The sequence below is a fragment of the Thalassospira povalilytica genome, assembly GCF_002844235.1.
Taxonomy (GTDB): domain Bacteria; phylum Pseudomonadota; class Alphaproteobacteria; order Rhodospirillales; family Thalassospiraceae; genus Thalassospira; species Thalassospira povalilytica.
The window spans coordinates 76,548-95,492 of sequence record NZ_PGTS01000002.1 but is presented as its reverse complement, the minus strand read 5'-3'; the positions used below and the strand labels follow the sequence as shown (position 1 = coordinate 95,492).

Annotated in this window: 18 protein-coding genes; 10 read left to right on the top strand and 8 right to left on the bottom strand. The window is 56.1% G+C overall.

The features are described 5' to 3' along the window. The first annotated feature begins 478 nt into the window (after positions 1–478). From CU041_RS04675 to CU041_RS04650, 6 genes are all read left to right on the top strand, one after another. Complete coding sequence (locus CU041_RS04675; RefSeq protein WP_101245980.1) at positions 479–4,192, top strand: vitamin B12-dependent ribonucleotide reductase; 3,714 nt, start codon at positions 479–481, stop codon at positions 4,190–4,192. Between the two features lie 102 nt (positions 4,193–4,294). Further along, positions 4,295–4,873, top strand: coding sequence for an isochorismatase family protein (locus CU041_RS04670; RefSeq protein ID WP_101245979.1), 579 nt, complete (start codon positions 4,295–4,297; stop codon positions 4,871–4,873). 63 nt (positions 4,874–4,936) lie between these two features. Next, positions 4,937–5,173, top strand: a complete 237-nt coding sequence (locus CU041_RS20805) for a type II toxin-antitoxin system Phd/YefM family antitoxin (protein WP_212733765.1) — start codon at positions 4,937–4,939, stop codon at positions 5,171–5,173. Next, complete coding sequence (locus CU041_RS04660; RefSeq protein WP_101245978.1) at positions 5,170–5,559, top strand: type II toxin-antitoxin system death-on-curing family toxin; 390 nt, start codon at positions 5,170–5,172, stop codon at positions 5,557–5,559. The genes CU041_RS20805 and CU041_RS04660 overlap by 4 nt, the downstream gene beginning before the upstream one ends. 144 nt (positions 5,560–5,703) lie before the next feature. Continuing rightward, positions 5,704–5,913, top strand: coding sequence for a DUF3185 family protein (locus tag CU041_RS04655; RefSeq protein ID WP_068518054.1), 210 nt, complete (start codon positions 5,704–5,706; stop codon positions 5,911–5,913). Positions 5,914–6,070: 157 nt separating this feature from the next. Beyond that, complete coding sequence (locus CU041_RS04650) at positions 6,071–6,919, top strand: DODA-type extradiol aromatic ring-opening family dioxygenase (RefSeq protein ID WP_101245977.1); 849 nt, start codon at positions 6,071–6,073, stop codon at positions 6,917–6,919. A gap of 83 nt (positions 6,920–7,002) precedes the next feature. Here the strand turns inward: CU041_RS04650 and CU041_RS04645 are convergent, their stop codons facing one another. The 4 genes from CU041_RS04645 to CU041_RS04630 form a co-directional block, all read right to left on the bottom strand. Beyond that, positions 7,003–7,728, bottom strand: coding sequence for a copper resistance protein B (locus CU041_RS04645; protein WP_101245976.1), 726 nt, complete (start codon positions 7,726–7,728; stop codon positions 7,003–7,005). 6 nt (positions 7,729–7,734) lie between these two features. Further along, positions 7,735–9,525, bottom strand: a complete 1,791-nt coding sequence (locus tag CU041_RS04640; protein WP_101245975.1) for a copper resistance system multicopper oxidase — start codon at positions 9,523–9,525, stop codon at positions 7,735–7,737. Positions 9,526–9,608: 83 nt separating this feature from the next. Then, the gene (locus CU041_RS04635) at positions 9,609–10,175 is read right to left on the bottom strand and encodes a cupredoxin domain-containing protein (RefSeq protein WP_101246415.1); all 567 of its coding nucleotides are present in this window, start codon (positions 10,173–10,175) and stop codon (positions 9,609–9,611) included. Between the two features lie 140 nt (positions 10,176–10,315). Next, positions 10,316–10,678 carry a hypothetical protein gene (locus tag CU041_RS04630; RefSeq protein ID WP_068518059.1) on the bottom strand — a complete coding sequence of 121 codons (363 nt, stop codon included), beginning with the start codon at positions 10,676–10,678 and terminating at the stop codon, positions 10,316–10,318. Positions 10,679–10,847: 169 nt separating this feature from the next. Here CU041_RS04630 and CU041_RS04625 point away from each other — a divergent pair, with 169 nt between their 5' ends. Continuing rightward, positions 10,848–11,270 carry a secondary thiamine-phosphate synthase enzyme YjbQ gene (locus CU041_RS04625; RefSeq protein ID WP_101246414.1) on the top strand — a complete coding sequence of 141 codons (423 nt, stop codon included), beginning with the start codon at positions 10,848–10,850 and terminating at the stop codon, positions 11,268–11,270. A gap of 6 nt (positions 11,271–11,276) precedes the next feature. On the opposite strand, the gene CU041_RS04620 is transcribed toward CU041_RS04625, so the two are convergent. The 3 genes from CU041_RS04620 to CU041_RS04610 form a co-directional block, all read right to left on the bottom strand. Continuing rightward, the gene (locus CU041_RS04620) at positions 11,277–11,897 is read right to left on the bottom strand and encodes a TetR/AcrR family transcriptional regulator (RefSeq protein WP_101245973.1); all 621 of its coding nucleotides are present in this window, start codon (positions 11,895–11,897) and stop codon (positions 11,277–11,279) included. A gap of 96 nt (positions 11,898–11,993) precedes the next feature. Continuing rightward, entirely contained in the window at positions 11,994–13,721 is a 1,728-nt protein-coding gene (locus tag CU041_RS04615) for a phosphoethanolamine transferase (protein WP_101245972.1), read from the bottom strand. A 157-nt stretch (positions 13,722–13,878) separates the two neighbouring features. Continuing rightward, on the bottom strand, positions 13,879–14,778 hold the full coding sequence (locus CU041_RS04610) for a DMT family transporter (RefSeq protein WP_101245971.1): 900 nt from the start codon (positions 14,776–14,778) through the stop codon (positions 13,879–13,881). 290 nt (positions 14,779–15,068) lie between these two features. On the opposite strand from CU041_RS04610, the gene CU041_RS04600 reads away from it, so the two are divergent. Together CU041_RS04600 and CU041_RS04595 are read left to right on the top strand one after the other, a co-directional pair. After that, positions 15,069–15,533 carry a RidA family protein gene (locus CU041_RS04600; protein WP_068518275.1) on the top strand — a complete coding sequence of 155 codons (465 nt, stop codon included), beginning with the start codon at positions 15,069–15,071 and terminating at the stop codon, positions 15,531–15,533. Between the two features lie 178 nt (positions 15,534–15,711). Continuing rightward, complete coding sequence (locus CU041_RS04595; protein WP_101245970.1) at positions 15,712–16,623, top strand: NAD-dependent epimerase/dehydratase family protein; 912 nt, start codon at positions 15,712–15,714, stop codon at positions 16,621–16,623. Here the strand turns inward: CU041_RS04595 and CU041_RS04590 are convergent. Beyond that, on the bottom strand, positions 16,620–16,946 hold the full coding sequence (locus CU041_RS04590) for a DMT family transporter (RefSeq protein WP_101246413.1): 327 nt from the start codon (positions 16,944–16,946) through the stop codon (positions 16,620–16,622). The two genes, CU041_RS04595 and CU041_RS04590, sit on opposite strands and share 4 nt — an antisense overlap. An 807-nt stretch (positions 16,947–17,753) precedes the next feature. On the opposite strand from CU041_RS04590, the gene CU041_RS04580 reads away from it, so the two are divergent. Further along, on the top strand, positions 17,754–18,944 hold the full coding sequence (locus CU041_RS04580; protein ID WP_101245968.1) for an FAD-dependent oxidoreductase: 1,191 nt from the start codon (positions 17,754–17,756) through the stop codon (positions 18,942–18,944). Position 18,945 lies beyond the last annotated feature (1 nt).

Below are 18,945 nucleotides of genomic sequence, written 5' to 3'. Positions count from 1 at the left end.
AGCTTCGCACTGGAAATGAAACGCAAACAGCGTTAGCTTGGGTTCGTGTTCGGGAAAACCGATCCTTCCCACACAACATCTAGTCCGAGTCTTAGGACAGGCACACAATCTCGCGGTAACAGAAACCGCAGTTTTACAGGCCCTTAGCCCTGATTCAGAGATTGTTAACACGAATCCCACCAGCATCGAATCAGCAAGACAGCAACCGACCCACTACATGTTGTGGTAAAAATTGCTGTCAACCACAAAGATTAGTGGACTGTGGCGAAATTTTGCCATTATAGTCTTCCCCACGGACCGGATGGTTCCAAGGGGGGACCACACCACCGAATTCAGATAGATGCGAGGCGCCAAAAACACCGGAAAATATCGGGTATTGGGGCAGCGCAAGAGCGATGAGCAAACTATATAAAGTCAGGCGATGTTGGCGCATTACCAGATAGCGCCCCCTCACGTCTGATCAAAACCGGAGCAGACCATGCGGATTACCAGAAAGTTCACTCAGGACGGTGTCAGCCCTTACGCCGACATCGAGTTTCGTAAGTCATCTTCTGTCATCAAAAACCCGGATGGTTCCGTTGTTTTTGCGATGAATGACATCGACATGCCCGCTTCCTGGTCACAGGTGGCGAGTGACGTTCTGGCTCAGAAATATTTCCGCAAGGCCGGTGTTCCGGTTGCCCTCAAACCGGTCAAGGAAAAGGACGTCCCGTCCTGGCTGTGGCGCAAGACTGCCGACACCGCCAAGCTTGACAAAATGCCGGCTGAAAAACGCTATACCAGCGAAACCAGCGCGACCCAGGTCTTTGATCGCCTTGCCGGCACCTGGACCTATTGGGGTTGGAAAGGCGGCTATTTTGACGCCGAATCTGATGCGCAGGCCTTCTTTGATGAAATGCGTTATCAGCTCTCCCACCAGATGGGTGCGCCGAACTCTCCACAGTGGTTCAACACCGGCCTGCATTGGGCCTATGGCATTGACGGCCCGGCACAGGGTCACTCCTATGTTGATTTCAAAACCGGCGAACTGACCAAATCGGCCAGTGCCTATGAACATCCGCAGCCCCATGCCTGCTTCATCCAGTCGGTTGCCGATGACCTGGTCAATGAAGGCGGCATCATGGATCTCTGGACCCGTGAAGCCCGTCTGTTCAAATTCGGTTCGGGTACCGGTTCGAACTTCTCGAACGTTCGCGGTGCGGGCGAAACCCTGTCGGGTGGCGGTCGTTCTTCGGGCCTGATGAGCTTCCTGAAAATCGGTGACCGTGCTGCTGGCGCGATCAAGTCGGGCGGCACCACCCGCCGTGCGGCCAAAATGGTCGTGGTTGATATCGACCATCCGGATATCGAAGAATATATTGATTGGAAAGTCGTCGAAGAACAGAAAGTTGCGGCCCTTGTTGCCGGCTCCAAACTTGCTGAAAAGCACCTGACCGCAGTTCTTGCGGCCTGCACCAACTGGGACGGTGCCGCTGATTCGGAAGACCGTTTCATTCCGCGCGCCAACCCGCAGCTCAAAGAAGCTGTGCTTGCTGCCCGCGCTGTGATGATCCCGGATTCCTATATCAACAAGATCATCGAATTCGCACGTCAGGGCTTCACCGAAATCAGCTTCAAGACCTATGACACTGACTGGGATTCCGAAGCATATCTGACCGTTTCGGGTCAGAACTCGAACAACTCTGTTCGTGTATCGAACGACTTCCTTCAGGCTGTTCTTGATAACGGTGACTGGAACCTGATCCGTCGTATCGACGGCAAGGTCGCAAAAACCATCTCTGCCCGCGAATTGTGGGACAAGGTTGGCGAAGCCGCCTGGGCCTGTGCCGATCCGGGCATCCAGTACGACACCACCATTAACGAATGGCACACCTGCCCGAATTCGGGTCGCATCAATGCGTCCAACCCGTGCTCGGAATACATGTTCCTTGATGACACCGCATGTAACCTCGCATCGCTCAACCTGATGAACTTCCGTTCCGATGATGGCGGCGTTGATATCGAGGCCTACGAACATGCCGTTCGTCTGTGGACTGTGGTTCTGGAAATCTCGGTTCTGATGGCACAGTTCCCGTCCGACCGTATTGCCGAACTGTCCTATCGTTACCGTACCCTTGGCCTTGGCTATGCCAACATTGGCGGCCTGCTGATGAGCATGGGCATCCCTTATGACAGCGACGAAGGCCGTGCGATCGGTGCGTCCCTGACCGCGATCATGTGTGGTATTTCCTATGCGACCTCGGCCGAAATGGCTGGCGAACAGGGTCCGTTCCCGGGCTATGCCGACAATGCCGATGAAATGCTGCGCGTCATGCGCAACCATCGCCGTGCGGCTTATGGCGAACAGGAAGGCTACGAAGGCCTGTCGATCAATCCGGTTCCGCTGGTTGCTGCTGACAGCCCCTATGCCGATCTTCCGGTTGCAGCGCGTGCTGCATGGGACAAGGCACTGGAACTGGGTGAAAAGCACGGTTACCGCAACGCCCAGACCACCGTTATTGCGCCGACCGGCACCATCGGTCTGGTCATGGATTGCGACACCACCGGGATCGAGCCGGACTTCGCCCTTGTGAAGTTCAAAAAGCTTGCTGGCGGCGGTTACTTCAAGATCATCAACCGCACCGTTCCGGTTGCGCTTGCGACCCTTGGCTATACCGAAAACCAGATCCGCGACATTGAAAAATACGCGGTTGGTCACGGAACCCTCGTTGGTTCGCCAGCCGTCTCCCATGACGATCTGCGCGCCAAGGGCTTTGATGACGACGCCATTGCCAAGGTTGAAGGTGCGCTTAAAAACGCATTCGACATCAAGTTCGTCTTTAACAAATACACCTTTGGCGATGATTTCTGCGTCAACACCCAGGGCCTCGATGCCAAAGCCATCAACTCTATGGACTTTGACATGCTTGCCGCTCTTGGTTTCGACAAGAAACAGATCGAAGCAGCCAACACCTATGTTTGCGGTTCGATGACCCTTGAAGGTGCCCCGCATCTGCGTGACGAAGACCTTCCGGTCTTTGATTGTGCAAACCCGTGCGGCCGTATCGGCAAGCGTTACCTGTCGGCTGAAAGCCACATCCGCATGATGGCAGCAGCCCAGCCGTTCATCTCGGGTGCGATTTCCAAAACCATCAACATGCCGAGCAGTGCTAACATTCAGGATTGCAAGGACGCCTATATGCTGTCCTGGCGCCTGGGTCTGAAAGCCAACGCTCTGTATCGTGATGGCTCGAAACTCAGCCAGCCGCTCAACGCTGCCCTGGTTGAAGAAGACGATTACGCCGATCAGCCGACCGCTGCCAAGGCAACGGCCGTGTCTGAACAGATCGTTGAAAAAATCATTGAACGCGTCATCCGCGGCGAGCGTCGCTCGCTTCCGGGTCGCCGCAAGGGTTACACCCAGAAGGCCACCGTTGGCGGTCACAAGGTTTACCTGCGCACCGGTGAATATGAAGACGGCAAGCTTGGCGAAATCTTCATCGACATGCACAAGGAAGGCGCTGCTTTCCGCTCGTTGATGAACAACTTCGCAATCGCGGTTTCCATCGGCCTTCAGTATGGCGTACCGCTCGAAGAATATGTCGAAGCCTTCACCTTCACCCGTTTTGAACCGTCGGGTATGGTTTCGGGCAACGATGCGATCAAGATGGCAACCTCCATCCTTGATTACATGTTCCGCGAACTCGCCATCTCTTACCTTGGCCGTAACGACCTTGCCCACGTTCAGCCGTCCGACATCCTTCCCGATGCCGTTGGCGAAGGTGTCGCCGAAGGTGATCTTGGCGAAACCGCCCAGAAAGCCGGCGATCAGGCGATCGAAACCATCCGCAAGGTCGCATCAAGCGGCTTCGTACGTCGCAACCTCTATGTTGTCGATGGCGGCGCCCAGACCGAAGAACGCGTTGTCGAAGTCAAGTCCACCGGCACGGACGGTCATGGCCACAATCACAGCCATGAAACCACCGCAAGTGCCGCAACCACCGCGACCCCGTCCGCACCGCAGACCTCTGCGATCCTGACGGCAAGCGAAGAAGTCATCGCCAAAACCGATGACAAGATGGACAAAATTCGCGAAGCCCGCATGAAGGGCTACGAAGGCGACGGTTGCCCCGATTGCGGCAACTTCACCCTGGTGCGTAACGGCACCTGCCTGAAATGCGACTCTTGCGGCGCGACCACTGGTTGCTCCTAAGGGTTACGGCCCGAACGACTTTCTGATCTGATCAGCAAAACGGCCGGGATTTTCCCGGCCGTTTTTGGTTTGCCCCGGCCCGTCAGACAAGGAAACACCACCATGCCCGTTCCAACGCTTGGCCAAGATACCGCCCTGATCATTCTTGATGTGCAAAAGGCAATGGATCATCCGCGATGGAATGCCAAAAACAATCCCGGCTATGCCGATGTGATTGCCAAACTGCTCGCGACCTTTCGCGCCGCCGACCTGCCCGTGATCCATATCCGCCACGAAGAAGCCAATCCGGCTTCAAGCTTCTATGTCAACGGCCCCGGACAGCCGTTCAAGGACGAAGTCGCGCCCATTGCCGGTGAAACCGTCTTCGCCAAGCAGCAAAACTGCGCATTCGTCGGCACCACGCTTGAAAAACACCTGCACGATCAAGGGATCAAACGCCTGATCTTTACCGGTGTGGTTATTCATAACTCGATGGATGTCACCATCCGCATGGCCCATTGTCTGGGCTTTGAAAACTGGTTGCCGCTCGATGCGACCACGGCAATCGATGTGACCGATGCCAACGGCAAAACCTTCCCGGCACAGGATGTGTTTGACCTTTATGCCGCCGTTCTGGCCTCGGAATATTGTCAACTGACCACCAGCAGTGACGTCGTTGATACCCTGCCAGACATCTCCTGATGTCACAATAATGGACAAAATGGACATTTTGACTATAATGGCGATGACTTGCAGGAGATAAAAATGACCCGTGTTTCGGCAACAGAATTCAAAAACAATATTGGTACATTCAGTGATGCGGCCATGCATGAGCCGGTGATTATCACCAGCCATCAACGCGACCGCCTTGTTCTGTTATCCGCAGAAGAATATCGTCGCCTGACCGAAACACTAACCGATCCGGCAGAGCAACGCCGTCGCCAGATCGAAGAACGGGCTAACTATCACCGCGAAACAATCATTGAACTGGCGCGACGGTGATCCCGCCAAAATGGCCAAATCGACTTGATGTCGAAACCGTACACAAATTCATGATTGATATCGGTGGCGGGTCTTATGGTCTGCGGGATGCAGCATTGCTTGAATCCGCACTTGGTCGCCCCAAAAACCTTTTTGCCTATGGCGAGACGGATATTTTCATCCTTGCTGCATGCTTCGCAGAGGGAATAGCCCGCAATCACCCATTCGTTGACGGCAACAAACGTACGGCCCTGCTTACCGCCGATTTGTTTCTTGCCGACAATGGCGTGCATTTGAACCGCGCATCAGATCACGAATATGTGGAAATGATGGAAAAGCTTGGCCAAGGCCTTATTTCCCGCGAAGAAGCAGCACAATGTTTGCGCTCAAATGCACAACCTGCATGATTTTGCGCATCAATGACACAGCACACTGAACAACCTTGATCATTCCGATACAACAATCCATGGAACAAGCTTCCCGATTGCGCGTTATCAACCCTGTTCAAAAGTTCTGGCAAACGGAACCGAAAAAAAACAGGAGCAAACATCATGTCGATTGGCCGCATTCTTGGCGTTGTTATCCTTGTGATTGGCGTTGGCCTTCTGGTGACGGGCTATAACGCATCGGAAAGTGCTGTGGATCAGATTTCCGAAACACTGGTTGGTCGCTATACCGATGAAACCATCTGGTATCTGATCGCCGGGATTGCCGGCATCGTCGGCGGTGTCTTGCTGATGCTGTTTGGTCGCCGTCGCTAATTCTCCCCCCCGACAGCCTGTTGCCATCGCCCTCGGCCCTCCCCCCACTGTAACGCGGGCCTTGGCAACAGACTGTTGCCAAACCGGGTCTGGTCTTGCCGCCCGCAGCGGCGCATAGTCATGGCAAATGATGCAATTTTGACCAAGGTAGTCCGCCATGACTGACACCGCGATCTCACCGTCCCGGCCGGATCAATCCGTATCGCAAGACCGGCATAATCTGGCCCCGATCTTTATTTCGCACGGCTCGCCGATGCTGGTGGCGCGCCAAAGCACGCCGGCATTTGATTTCTTTGTCGGCAATCTTGGCCGTCATACCGATGGCGTGCGCGCCATCCTGATGGTTTCCGCCCACTGGCAAACAGCTGAACCGACCATATCGACCGCTGCGCATCAGGAAACCATTCACGATTTCTATGGTTTCCCGCAGCCCCTTTATCAGTTGCACTATGACGTTTCTGGCGATCCGGCACTCGCCCGACAGATTGCCGAACAGATCGGCTGTGCCACCGACGATGCGCGCGGTCTTGATCACGGGGCCTGGATGCCTTTGATCCTTGCCCGGCCCAATGCCGACATCCCGGTCTTCCAGCTTTCCATGCTGGCCCATGGCGGTCCGTCCGATCATTTTGAACTGGGCAAAAAATTGCGCGGTTTGCGCGATCTTGGCGTTTTGGTGGTGGCAAGCGGGGCGATGACCCACAATCTGCGTGCGCTTGATCGTCACGAAGGCCCGATTGATCCCTGGGCGATCGAATTCACCACCTGGATGATCGACCGGGTCAGGGCCCATGATATTGACGCATTGCTCGATTATCGCCGCCTTGCGCCCCATGCCGCCATGGCCCATCCCGAAGACGACCATCTGATGCCGTTCTATGTCGCCCTTGGCGCCGCATCCGATGATTTCGCCCCCGATGTCATCCATGACAGCTACGAATTTGGCAATCTTGCCATGACGGCCCTTCGTTTCTATGGACCGAATGAGGACCGCATTGCATCCTGATCAAGCTACCCGCCTGATCTGTAGTTCCTTGCTGATCATCACATATAAAAAGGGCCGGAAGGAAATCCTCCCGGCCCTTGTTTCTAGAACATCAACCGAAGCCCCGTGACGATATAGGTCGCCTCGAAATCCTCGCCGTCTTCCTTGGCAAAATCAGCGGTATCACCAAATTTGCGTTCATAGGACACCCCGATATAGGGCGCGACACTGCGATCAATCAGATCGTAGCTTAACCGCAATCCGATCTCTGCACTTGATATCCCTGTGCCGACTTCGATTTCCCGATCCTCGGAAAAGGCGGCATTCAGCTCAATCGACGGGGTCAGGATGACGCGATTGGTAATCAGCCCCTCATATTCAAGATCAAGCCGCGCGCTGCCATCCCCGGTTTCGCTGACAAAAAGATCGGCATCAACTTCGATCCATTGCGGCGCAAGCCCCATGATCCCGACCGTCCCGTACCAGCGATCCGTACCCGTCGGGGTATCAAGCCTGACCCCCGCCTTGGCATCGAAAAAGTCACTGATCGGGGTTTGCAGCACCAACCGGTTTTCAAGCCCTTCATTGATATCGGCATCAAGGTCGCGTTCACCCTCGCCCTGCCAGCGCAGTTTGAGCTCGTCCGTTCCCCAAAAGGCATCCGCATCCCAGACCAGCCGTTTTTCATTCTCGTCACCAAGACGATATTCAAACTGTTCGGCCTGGAACCCGTAATAGGTCCGTCCTTCTGCCGCCTGTCCGGTACCCGGAACGACGGCCATCACCATGGCGACAAAGCCGCCCTTCATCATCAGATCATGTCGTTTCATGATGGATCAATTCCCGTTCTTCAGTGTCGCAACCGCCGGACCGCCTTCAACCACGACCTTGCGGAACATGCCCGTCGCCATGTGATAGCTCAGATGGCAATGAAACGCCCATTGGCCGGGCTCATCGACCTCGGTCTCGGAATAGACCGTGGTGCCGGGATTGATATTGATGGTGTGCTTGACCGGGTTCCATTTGCCCTGCCCGGTATCAAGGATCGACCACATGCCATGCAGATGCATCGGGTGCGACATCATGGTTTCATTGACAAACTTGAACCGCACCCGTTCGCCGTATTTCAGGCGGATCGGCTCGGCATCCTCGTATTTCACGCCATTGATCGACCAGCTATAACGTTCCATATTCCCGGTCAGGCGCAGCTCGATCTCGCGCGTGGCCGGACGGTCGGCATAAAGCGGCTTTTGCGCCTTGAGATCGGCATAAGACAGGAACTTGCCGCCATTTGCCGCCTTGGGCGTCAATCCGCTACCCGCCGCATAAAACGGATCGGCGCGATTGCCCATCGCCATCGCCGAATGATCCATCCCCGCCATATTTGAATGGTCCATACCGGCCATGCCGGAATGATCCATGCCCGGCATCGACCCGGCCGATCCATGATCCATTGCCGCATTGCCCATCGCCGAATTGCCCGATGGTGCAGCGCCATGATCCATACCGGCCATATCGCCTTTGCCCGTCTCACCTGAGCCCATATCACCGTGCCCCATGTCACGATGGTTCATGCCCATATCGGCCATGGTCAGAAGCGGTGCTTCCTTGCGCAATTCGGGCATTTCGGCACGCATGCCTTCATGCGGGGCCAATGTGCCAAATCCGTATCCCGAACGCCCCATCGATTCCGCCATGATCGCATAGGCCTTGTCGTCCTTGGGCTGGACAATCACGTCATAGGTTTCGGCAACCGCAATGCGGAATTCATCAACCTTTACCGGCTGCACATTATTGCCATCGGCCTGCACCACCGTCATTTCAAGTCCGGGGATCCGCACATCGAAATAGGTCATGGCCGATGCATTGATGAACCGCAACCGCACCCGTTCTTCGGGATGAAACAGCCCCGTCCAGTTCTGGTCGGGCGACATGCCGTTGATCAGGCCGACAAAGCCCTGCACATCCTCGATATCGGTCGGCATCATGCGCATCGCGCCCCAGTCGGCACGCTCCGAAAGTGTCGCGCCCAGGCCGTTCTTGCGCACATCCATGATGAAATCGCCAAGGCTGCGCTGATTGCGGTTGTAATAATCAGGCATCATTTTCAGATTGCGCAGGATGCGTTCGCCCGAATGCGGGTGCTTGTCTTTCAGAACCACCACATATTCACGGTCAAATTTGAACGGTTCGCGCTTTTGCGGCTCGATAATGATCGACCCATAGGCCCCGTCGGGTTCCTGAAAACCCGAATGGCTGTGAAACCAGTAGGTGCCGCTTTGTGAAACCGGAATGCGATAGGTAAAAGTCTCGCCCGGCTCAATGCCGGGGAAACTGATGCCCGGCACCCCGTCCATCTGATAGGGCAGGATCAAGCCGTGCCAGTGGATCGACGTTGCTTCTTCGAGATTGTTGGTGACATTGATCACCACCTCCTCGCCTTCCTTGAACCGCAAGGTCGGCCCGGGCGATGACCCGTTATATCCGATGCCGCGCGTTTTCATGGTTCCGGTATCGATCTCGACATAATCGACCGTCAGATCATAGGTCGCGGCAAAACTGGGCGCAGACAGCATGACCGTCCCCAGCGCACCCAACAGGGCGCGTAAGACAATGCGTTTTTTCATTTCAAATTACCTGAAAAGGCCGGACAGACGCCCGGGATGGCAGACAAGCCGATCCCGAACGCCCCCGGTCATATCAATGATGATTACTGAAGACGGATTTTGCCCATCATGCCGCTTTCATAGTGGCCTGGCACATTGCACGCGAATTCAAGTTCGGTGTCCTTGGGGAATGTCCAGATCACTTCGGCACTTTGGCCCGGCTCAAGCAGGACACTGTTGGGATCGTCATGCTTCATCGTCATGCCGTTACCCATGTCCATTTCCATCATCGCCATGTTGATTTTGTCGGCTTCAAGCGCGCCATGCTCCATCATCATGAACATTTCCTTCTGATGGTCTGCATGCATTGCCGCGGTGCCGATATTGAATTCGTGAACGAATTCGCCCTTGTTCTCGATCATGAAGCGTACGGTTTCGCCCGCACGCACAATGATCTTTTCCTGATCAAAGAAATTGTCTTCCATCACGATCCGGATGGTCCGGCGAACATCGGACAACTGGCCGGGCATGCCGATATCGGTCGATGCCCCGCCATGACCACCGCTATGGCCTGCACCGGCAAAGGCCGGGGCCTGCATACCGGCAAGCGTGCTCAAAAGAACGGTCGATGTCGCGATGTGACGGATAAGGGATTTCTTGAAACTGGGCATATCATGCTCCTGAAAATAATCGTCAGAATGATTGCCATCGCCGCATGAAGACATGCGCAAACCTTGCTGTTTTGCCCGACACGGGTCAAACAGACACGGGCCAAACAAACGACGGCGTTTTCTTTAAAACGGGATTATTTTCAGGCGCGCGGCGGCTTGTAGCTGCCATCCGCCTCGGCGGAAACAAGGGTACGGTCCTGCACCCAATAGGTCACAGACGTCACCACCGGCATGAACAATGCCGTGCTGACATGTTCCTCTGCATAGGGACCGCACACTGTCATGCCACAAATATCGGCATGGGATGAATGCGGATCATGGGACACCGGTTTGGTGACATCGATCGTCACAACATGGTGCCCGTCACCGGACGAACCGGAACCTGCCTGCACGGTGCCATGCCCCGACAGCAGAACTGTCAGGCTGATCAGGATCACAAGCATGCAGGAAATGAAACGCAACGGATTTTCCAGTCGAAAGTTAACGCCCAGATCGTTATTCACACCGGCCGTTTGCGTCAAGTGGCAATATTGTGGCACGGATAACATGCTGAAAACGCGATGGTTTTACTGCACCCGCCAACAAACATGACAGCCCCCTTGTCAGCAACAGATCGCACTTCTACCATCACCGCCAGACCAATTTCCCGTCAATGACAGGCAAGATGAAATGATGCTGCGTCAGGATCAATGCACCCTTGAAATCAAAACCGGTACCCAGGGACTGACTGAAATCACCGATCAGGTGCAATCATGGGTCGCCTCGACCGGCATTGCGCGCGGGCAGTTGACGGTCTTTGTCCGCCACACATCGGCCAGCCTGACCATTCAGGAAAATGCCGATCCCGATGTGCGTCTTGATCTGGAAACATTCTTTGGCCGGCTCGTTCAGGAAAATCCAAGCCTTTATCGCCATACCTGCGAAGGCCCCGACGACATGCCCGCCCACATCAAATCAGCCCTGACCGACGTGTCCCTTACCATCCCGGTTGCCGATGGCTTTGCCCTGCTTGGCACCTGGCAGGGCATCTATCTGTTCGAACATCGCCACGCCCCGCATCGGCGCAACGTCATCCTGCATCTGATCGGGGAATAGGTCCGGTTACGCCGCACATTCGGGTTTACGTGCCCAAAGTCCGATTGTCTGCACCTCGATCAATTCGCGCAGCGTCGCACACATGTCTTCGCAGTCGAAATTCTGCGTGCTCATATGTTCGTGGATCGTAAACAGAAACAGCGCCATCAGGCTTTTACGGATCAGGGTCGGTGACAGATCCGGGTTCAACTCCCCCGAAAGCTGCGCTTCTTCGATCAGGTCGGTAATCGCCTTGATCAGGCCGCTGCGCTGCATCATGTCATGCACCGCCCCCTTGCGCGGCGCAAAGGTCAGCTGGCGCATGATCACGTTCCAAAGTGTCGGATGAAGGCCGATCTGGGTAAAGCGGTATGACGCCACATGCATCAACTTGTCGACAAAGCACCATTCCGGGTCCATCGTATAAAGACCCTTTTCAATGGCTTCGGCCAGCTGTGTGGTTACACAGCTGATGATCAGTTCTTCCTTGGTCGAAAAGTGATGAAAAATCGTCCCTTCGGCGACCCCGGCCCGCTTGGCGATTTCGCGCGTCGATGCCTCCTCGAAATCACCGCTTTCAAGAATGCCCCGCGCCGCCTCAAGTATCTTCTGACGGGTTTCTTCACGTCTGGTTGCCCGAATGCTCATCGGGGCCCTCCAACTCATCAAGCAAACTCACTGAGTTCACTCAACTAATACGAAGTGCCCCGTCTGTCAATTCCTTGCGGGCCTTGTCCCTGCACCTTACTGCCGTTGCGGACCGGCCGCGGACACTGTTGCAAGGGCCGCTTCAACGGCCCCGTCGCGCCGCCCTGCCATGTCGGCATCGTTCGCAGTACAGCGCGCCAGGATATCCTTGGTCGGCTGATAAAGCCCGGTTTCGACCCCCATGACGCCAAGCACGGTTGAAAACAGATTGTCATGGGAAAACGCGCCATTTTGCGCCTGATCACCAAGGCACTCCTGCCCGACCGCGCGCGCGGTCTGATATCCATCGGACATCCACATCATCATCGGCACATGGGTCTGTTCATCCGGGGCCAGCATATAGGGCGCGCCATGCAGATAAAGCCCGCCCTCGCCAAGCGATTCCCCGTGATCGGACACATAAAGCAACACGGTGTTATAGCGATCCTCATAGGATTTAAGCTTCGCCACCAGTTCCGCCACCACATAATCGGTATAGCGGATCGTATTGTCATAGGTATTGATCAGCTCCTTGGCGCTGCAATTTTCAATATCGCTGCGCGGGCAGTCCGGCGCAAAGGCACGATGGGCCTCGGGATAACGTTTGTAATAGGTCGGCCCGTGGCTGCCCATCAGGTGAAAGGCAATAAGCTGATCGACCAGCTTATCTGCCACCTGCTGATCAAGGTTGCGCAACATCACCTCGTCATAACAGGTGCCCAGAACGCATTCTTCGGGAAACGCATCGGCTGAAATCTCGATGCTCGGAATGCGGTCACAGACCCCCTTGCAGCCTTCGTCATTATCCTTCCACAGGACCTTGACCCCGGCACGCTGCAACACATCCATCAGGCTTTCGCTATGGCGCGCGATTTCGCCATCATAATTGGCATGATCCATCGGCGAAAACATGCAGGGAACCGAAACCGCGGTCGCCGTGCCACAGGATTGCACATTCTGAAACGCCAGAAGCCCGTCAATCTGACTGGTAAAGGGCGATGTCGGGCGATCATACCCGTTGGCCGCCACACTTTGCGCCCGCGCGGTTTCCCCGATCACCAGAAACATCAATGTCGGCTTGGTTTTCCCCGGTGCGGTAACAAGACGCGCATCCTCGCCGATCTTGCGAAACGGCATATCGGCATAAAGATAGCGCCGCTTGACCAGCTGGATCGTCCCGGTGATGAAATTTGACGGGATGATCTCCTTGCCCAGCACCTTGTTATTGCGCCCGACCGATGCGTAATCCTTGAAATAAAGGCCGCCAATTCCGCCCAGCAACACCAGCGGCACAAGCATCATGACAATGCGCTGCCCGACCCCGCGCAACACTGTCGACGGATAGCGCACCGGCACGATCAAAAGAACACATACCGGCACGATACCGGTCGCCACAAACCACAACAGGGCCGGCACACTGAAATAGGATGCCGCTTCAAGCTGGTTGGTTTCGATCACGTTTTCCATCATGCCGCGATCAAACACGATGCCGTATTTCATCATCCCGTAATGGGCAAGCGCACTTGTTGCGATCAGCACCACGAAAAACGGCTTGAACAGATAGCGCCACGAAAACGGCGTAAACACCACAAGTGATGCCAAAATCAGTACAAACGGCGCACTGATCGCAAATCCGCGGTCATAGGCGCCAAGCGCACCCAGAATGTCATAGAAATGACCAAGCACTCTGGCATTGAGAACCAGCGTGAAAAAGACCGCCAGCACAACAAGAACAATACGATAATCAATCGGTGGAATTTTCGGCACGAACCGGGAACGGGGCATAAAGGCCTACCTGCTATCTGGGCACATCCACCCCGCAGCAGAAAGCGCACCTCAACAGATGCCCTGCGGGGCGATTGGTCCTTGACCAACCCCGCAACATTTAAAGCCCCAACCTGACAGCAACCTGAAAGATGTGCGCTGGCAATAACCGCCCCGGTCAGGCCGATGCACCAACCCGCATCCGGCGCACTTCACGAATACCAAGATAGCTGTGAAACACCAGTGTCACGATCACCACCGACCCGCAAATCAGTGTCGTGTTGCTTGGTACTTCACCGATAAACAGCCACACCAGAAACGATCCGAAAATCGCCTCGTTCAGCATGATCAGGCCGACCTCGGCTGCCGGTATTTTGCGCGCCCCTGCCGAAATGAACAGAAACGATACCGGCAACACCCAAAAGCCCAGCATCGCCAGCCACAGCCAGTCCATGCCGGTCACGGTGAACGGCTCCGCTGTTGGCAGCAAAATCACCGCCCCCAGAACAGCGCCCAGCAACATAGCCTTGATTTCATTGATTTCGGGCTTGGCCCCGATCACGTTGAAAAACCCGGCCATGCAGGTCGCCGTCCCCAGCGCCAGAAGATCGCCAAGCGCATTCTTGCCGCCAAACCCGGCCCCGACAATCATGCCCAGCGCCGCCAGCACGACAAAGGATGCCACCCAGGTCCGCATCGGTTGTCCGCGCTTGAAGATGAAAACCCCCATCACCCCGGCAATCAGCGGGGTTGCGGCAATGATCACCAGTGTATTGGCCGCATCGGTATTGCGCACCGACAAAATGAAAAAGATCGTCGTCCCGCAATAAAACAAGGCTGCCGGGATCTCGGCCCTGCCCGGTGTGACCGATTGCAAAACACCTTCACCGCGCCGCTGCCCTTTCCACAAGGCCAGCATCAGGGTCGCAACACTCAACAATGCCAGACGCCAGAATGACGCCGTCATGTCATCGACTTCAATCAGCCGGATCAACAGCGCATCCGGGCAAATCACCAGTACCCCGATCAGGGCAAGCCACCCGCCATGCAAATTTCCGATCTGGTCGCGCAATGCCATGAAGTCCCCTTTGGCGAACTGGTTTCATTCCAAACATGTGCCCGGCATCTGCCACCGGCACCGGGTGTTGTGCATACAGTTTTGCGGTGCTTTGCCGCCCGGCACAATTTGATTTTTCTCAACTATCGGTGAAATGCGGCACCGCAGCAATGCCCAATCCCTGCCATCGACATAAATCCCCGATGACCGACGAACCAAAAGAAACTGTTTTGTTCGGCGGTCAGGATCGGTAAGTTTGCCTCAAACGAGGGTTCCGACCCTGTGCCACCACAGTCTGAAGGATGGAAATCATGGCTGGTAAAATCGACGCACGTCTTGCCGAACTTGGCATCACCCTGCCCAATGCCACCGCACCGGTTGCGAATTATGTGCCCTATGTTGTCTCGAACAATCTGGTTCACATTTCCGGTCAGATCACCATGGAAAATGGCGAACTGAAATTTGTCGGCAAACTCGGCAAGGATTATCAGGTCGAAGACGGCCAAAAGGCCGCCCGCCTGTGCGCACTCAACCTGATTGCCCAGCTCAAGGCTGCGATCGGCGACCTTGATAAGGTCACCCGCGTTGTCAAACTCAATGCCTTTGTCAATTCCGCCCCGGAATTCACCGATCAGCCCAAAGTCGTCAATGGTGCGTCCGACACCATGGTAGAAATATTTGGCGATGTCGGCAAACATGCCCGCTCCGCTGTGGGTGTGGCATCGCTTCCGCTTGGCGTTGCGGTTGAAATTGACGGCATTTTCGAAGTCGCCTGATCAAATCGCCGATCACAATTTCAAAGCCGGGCAAATGCCCGGCTTTTTTGTTTGCCCGGATTTTGATTGCCCGGATTTTGATTACCCCGATAAAACCGCTTGACCTCAATCGCGGTTGAGGTCCGAAAACACCGCCTGTGGCCATCGCCAAATCTGTTCTCACAGGAAGGAATTTCAGATGCGTGTTTTCATTACCGGCGGAACCGGGCTGATCGGCTCGGCACTTGTTGACAGCCTGATTTCCCGTCAATACCGGGTCTTTGCCCTGGCCCGATCTGAAACCGCCTGCACCAGATTGCGCGCGATCGGGGCTGTTCCGATCCATGGCGATCTGACCGATCCGGCCCGCTGGTGTGCGGCCCTGCCACCCGTTGATGCGGTCATTCATGCGGCCTGCGATTTTTCCGATGCCATGACCGATATCGACCGCACCCTGCTTGATCACCTCATCCCGGCCGTGCACGCCATGCCCGGACCTGTGCGCTTCCTCTATACCGGTGGCAGCTGGTTGTTTGCGCAAACGCCACCCGGACAGTCAATCGATGAAAGCAGCCCCTTTGACCCGCTGCCCGAATTTCAATGGATGTGTTCCGGCATTGATCGCGTGCTGGGCGATGAACGATTGCACGGCATCGTCATTCATCCGGGCTGTGTCTATGCCACCGGAAGACACGGGCATTACGGGCTTCTTGCCCGTGATCTGCAAACCGCACGCACCAATGACCGCGTCACCCTGATCGGTGATGGCGATGTGACCCTGCCGATGGTTCATGCCGATGATCTGGCCGATCTTTATTGCCTGGCCCTTGGCAACGCCGCACCCGGTTCAAGCTATTTCGGGGTTGCGATCAATGATCTGACCAACCGTGCGCTGGCCGGCCTGATCGCCCGCCATGTTGGCACGCCCGATTGCCAGATTGATGCCATCACGGTGCAAACCGCCATCACACGACTGGGCCGCTGGGCGGCGGGACTTGCCCGCCATCAAACCATGACCGCGACAAAGGCCGTCAGCGATCTTGGCTGGAATCCGGCCCATTGCGATCTTGAAAATGATCTGCGCCGGGTCGGCATGCAATTTCGGGATTAGCTTTCCGAACTGATCGCCTTTAATCCGACCACACCGCCAATGATCATCAACAGGAAAACCCCCTTAAGGGCGGTCATCGGCTCCTTGAAAAACACCAGGCCAATGATCGCGACGGCCGCCGTGCCAAGCCCCGACCACACCGCATAGGCCGTGCTGATCGGCAAAACCTTCAAGGTCAGCGCCAGCACCCAGAAGCTCAGCCCGTACATCACAAGCGTCAGGACCGAAAATTTCAGGTCGGTAAATCCGTTGGAAAATTTAAGCGACACGGTCCCGATCACTTCAAGACCGATCGCGCCCATCAAATAGACCCAGGCGAGCATGGCAAATATCCTGCACATAAAGGTGGTGGCAACAAACGCCCGCCCAAAATGCCCGATCCGCCCTTCCGGCGCAATCCCGCCCGCCACATGCCTGCTGTGACATGCCCGCTGCCACTTGCGCCTGAACCATCCCGAACATCCGCTGCAACACACCAGCACCAGTCACGTAACACCCCGGAACTCCCGAACACCCGCGCAACAATCCCGCCCCCCAACACATACCCGCCCACGCCGTCACGCGAACGCTGCCCCTCCCACACCACAAGCCCGTACCCGCCCGCAAAAAACCGCCCCGTTCACCCCCAACACCAACACCAACACGAATGCCTTGGGCAGCAGTACCACGCCCCAAACATCATCCCCCCCCCACCAGCGACGGCCTTCATCGCCCGTCACGCCCCGAACCACCACAATGCCAGTCACCCCAGCTGCATCATGCATCATGCATCACTTCATCACCACATCACGGCACCACCACATCACAGCCTCCCCGCCTAACCGCCTCGCGGCATCAAAACACCACTGCACCACTGCACCACTGCAACACAGCACCACCAGCCCGCCCCCTGCTCCGACGCCCCGAACATCTCCTGTCCCCGATACGATGCCTCTTGCACCTTCCTGCTGCCTGCTGCCTGCTGCCCGTACGATCAATCGGATGGCGGGTGCAATGCGTATAGCAAGACGATCTGTATCAAGACATTTGGCAAAACAATTGCGTATAGTCCGCCAAACGGGCACATTGCCCGACATCAAATGTAGGGCTTTGGCCGCTGCATTTTGCCGTGAAGACAGGAAAGACCGATCATGATCGAAACCGATATTCTGATTGCTGGTGGCGGGATCGCCGGAATGAGTGCAGCCGCACGGTTTGCGGCCGACGGACATCAGATCGTGATTGTCGATCCGGCCCCCGCCGATATTGGCGAAGGCACGGATTTGCGGACCACCGCCTTTCTTGAGCCGGGCATCGAAACCCTTAAAAAGGCCGGTGTCTGGGACGCGATCAAACCGACCGGGGCCGAACTTCGCGTCATGCGGATCGTCGATGCCGGCGGTTCCGAATGGCAACCGCGCGAAACCGCCGATTTTGACGGGGCCGAAACCAAACAGGGATTTTTCGGCTGGAACGTCTCAAACAAGGCGGCCCGCGTTGCGCTGATGGCCCGTCTGGCCGAACTTGAAAATGTCGATTTCCGGTTTTCGACCACGGTAACCGGCTTCAAAAGCACGGCGCGTTTTGGCGAAGTCACGCTGTCCGATGGTGAAACCGTCCGGGCCAAAGTCGTGATCGCCGCCGATGGCCGCAATTCCAGCTTGCGCGACATGGCCGGGATCAAACACAAACGCTGGGCCTATGATCAAAGCGCGCTGGTCTTTGTCGTCACCCATGACAAGCCGCATGACAATATCTCGACCGAAATCCACCGCACCGGCGGGCCGCTGACACTGGTGCCGATGCCTGATCTTGATGGCAAACCGTGCTCGTCCGTGGTCTGGATGACGCCTGCGGCCCGGGCCGATGAGCTTAATGCCATGAGTGACGATGCACTGTCCGCCGAAATCACCCATGACACCATGAACCTGTTTGGTCCGCTAAGCGTCGCATCCCCGCGTGCGGTCTGGCCGATGATCGCACAGATTCCCACCCGCCTGATTGCCGCGCGCCTTGCCCTGATCGCCGAGGCCGCCCACGTCGTGCCGCCGATTGGCGCACAAGGGCTGAATATGAGCCTGCATGACATCGAAACCCTGGCCGAACTGATGGCAAAGGCCAAGCTGCACGGCAAGGATATCGGCGAAACCCCGCTTTTGAAATCCTATGAACGCCGCCAGTTGCCCAAAACCGTGATGCGGGTCGGCGGTATCGATATCCTGAACCGCGCATCGATGCTTGAACCCAAACCGTTGCGCGACCTGCGTCTGGCTGGCCTGTCGGCAATCAACCGCATCAGCCCGCTTCGCAAACTGGCAATCAAGGTCGGGGTCGGCAAATAGC

What these genes read in the sequence shown, in the direction of transcription:
- CU041_RS04675 (WP_101245980.1), top strand. Translation starts at nt 479, where the DNA reads ATGCGGATTACCAGAAAGTTCACTCAGGACGGTGTCAGCCCTTACGCC.
- CU041_RS04670 (WP_101245979.1), top strand. Translation starts at nt 4,295, where the DNA reads ATGCCCGTTCCAACGCTTGGCCAAGATACCGCCCTGATCATTCTTGAT.
- CU041_RS20805 (WP_212733765.1), top strand. Translation starts at nt 4,937, where the DNA reads ATGACCCGTGTTTCGGCAACAGAATTCAAAAACAATATTGGTACATTC.
- CU041_RS04655 (WP_068518054.1), top strand. Translation starts at nt 5,704, where the DNA reads ATGTCGATTGGCCGCATTCTTGGCGTTGTTATCCTTGTGATTGGCGTT.
- CU041_RS04650 (WP_101245977.1), top strand. Translation starts at nt 6,071, where the DNA reads ATGACTGACACCGCGATCTCACCGTCCCGGCCGGATCAATCCGTATCG.
- CU041_RS04645 (WP_101245976.1), bottom strand. Translation starts at nt 7,728, where the DNA reads ATGAAACGACATGATCTGATGATGAAGGGCGGCTTTGTCGCCATGGTG.
- CU041_RS04640 (WP_101245975.1), bottom strand. Translation starts at nt 9,525, where the DNA reads ATGAAAAAACGCATTGTCTTACGCGCCCTGTTGGGTGCGCTGGGGACG.
- CU041_RS04635 (WP_101246415.1), bottom strand. Translation starts at nt 10,175, where the DNA reads ATGCCCAGTTTCAAGAAATCCCTTATCCGTCACATCGCGACATCGACC.
- CU041_RS04625 (WP_101246414.1), top strand. Translation starts at nt 10,848, where the DNA reads ATGCTGCGTCAGGATCAATGCACCCTTGAAATCAAAACCGGTACCCAG.
- CU041_RS04620 (WP_101245973.1), bottom strand. Translation starts at nt 11,897, where the DNA reads ATGAGCATTCGGGCAACCAGACGTGAAGAAACCCGTCAGAAGATACTT.
- CU041_RS04615 (WP_101245972.1), bottom strand. Translation starts at nt 13,721, where the DNA reads ATGCCCCGTTCCCGGTTCGTGCCGAAAATTCCACCGATTGATTATCGT.
- CU041_RS04610 (WP_101245971.1), bottom strand. Translation starts at nt 14,778, where the DNA reads ATGGCATTGCGCGACCAGATCGGAAATTTGCATGGCGGGTGGCTTGCC.
- CU041_RS04600 (WP_068518275.1), top strand. Translation starts at nt 15,069, where the DNA reads ATGGCTGGTAAAATCGACGCACGTCTTGCCGAACTTGGCATCACCCTG.
- CU041_RS04595 (WP_101245970.1), top strand. Translation starts at nt 15,712, where the DNA reads ATGCGTGTTTTCATTACCGGCGGAACCGGGCTGATCGGCTCGGCACTT.
- CU041_RS04590 (WP_101246413.1), bottom strand. Translation starts at nt 16,946, where the DNA reads ATGCTCGCCTGGGTCTATTTGATGGGCGCGATCGGTCTTGAAGTGATC.
- CU041_RS04580 (WP_101245968.1), top strand. Translation starts at nt 17,754, where the DNA reads ATGATCGAAACCGATATTCTGATTGCTGGTGGCGGGATCGCCGGAATG.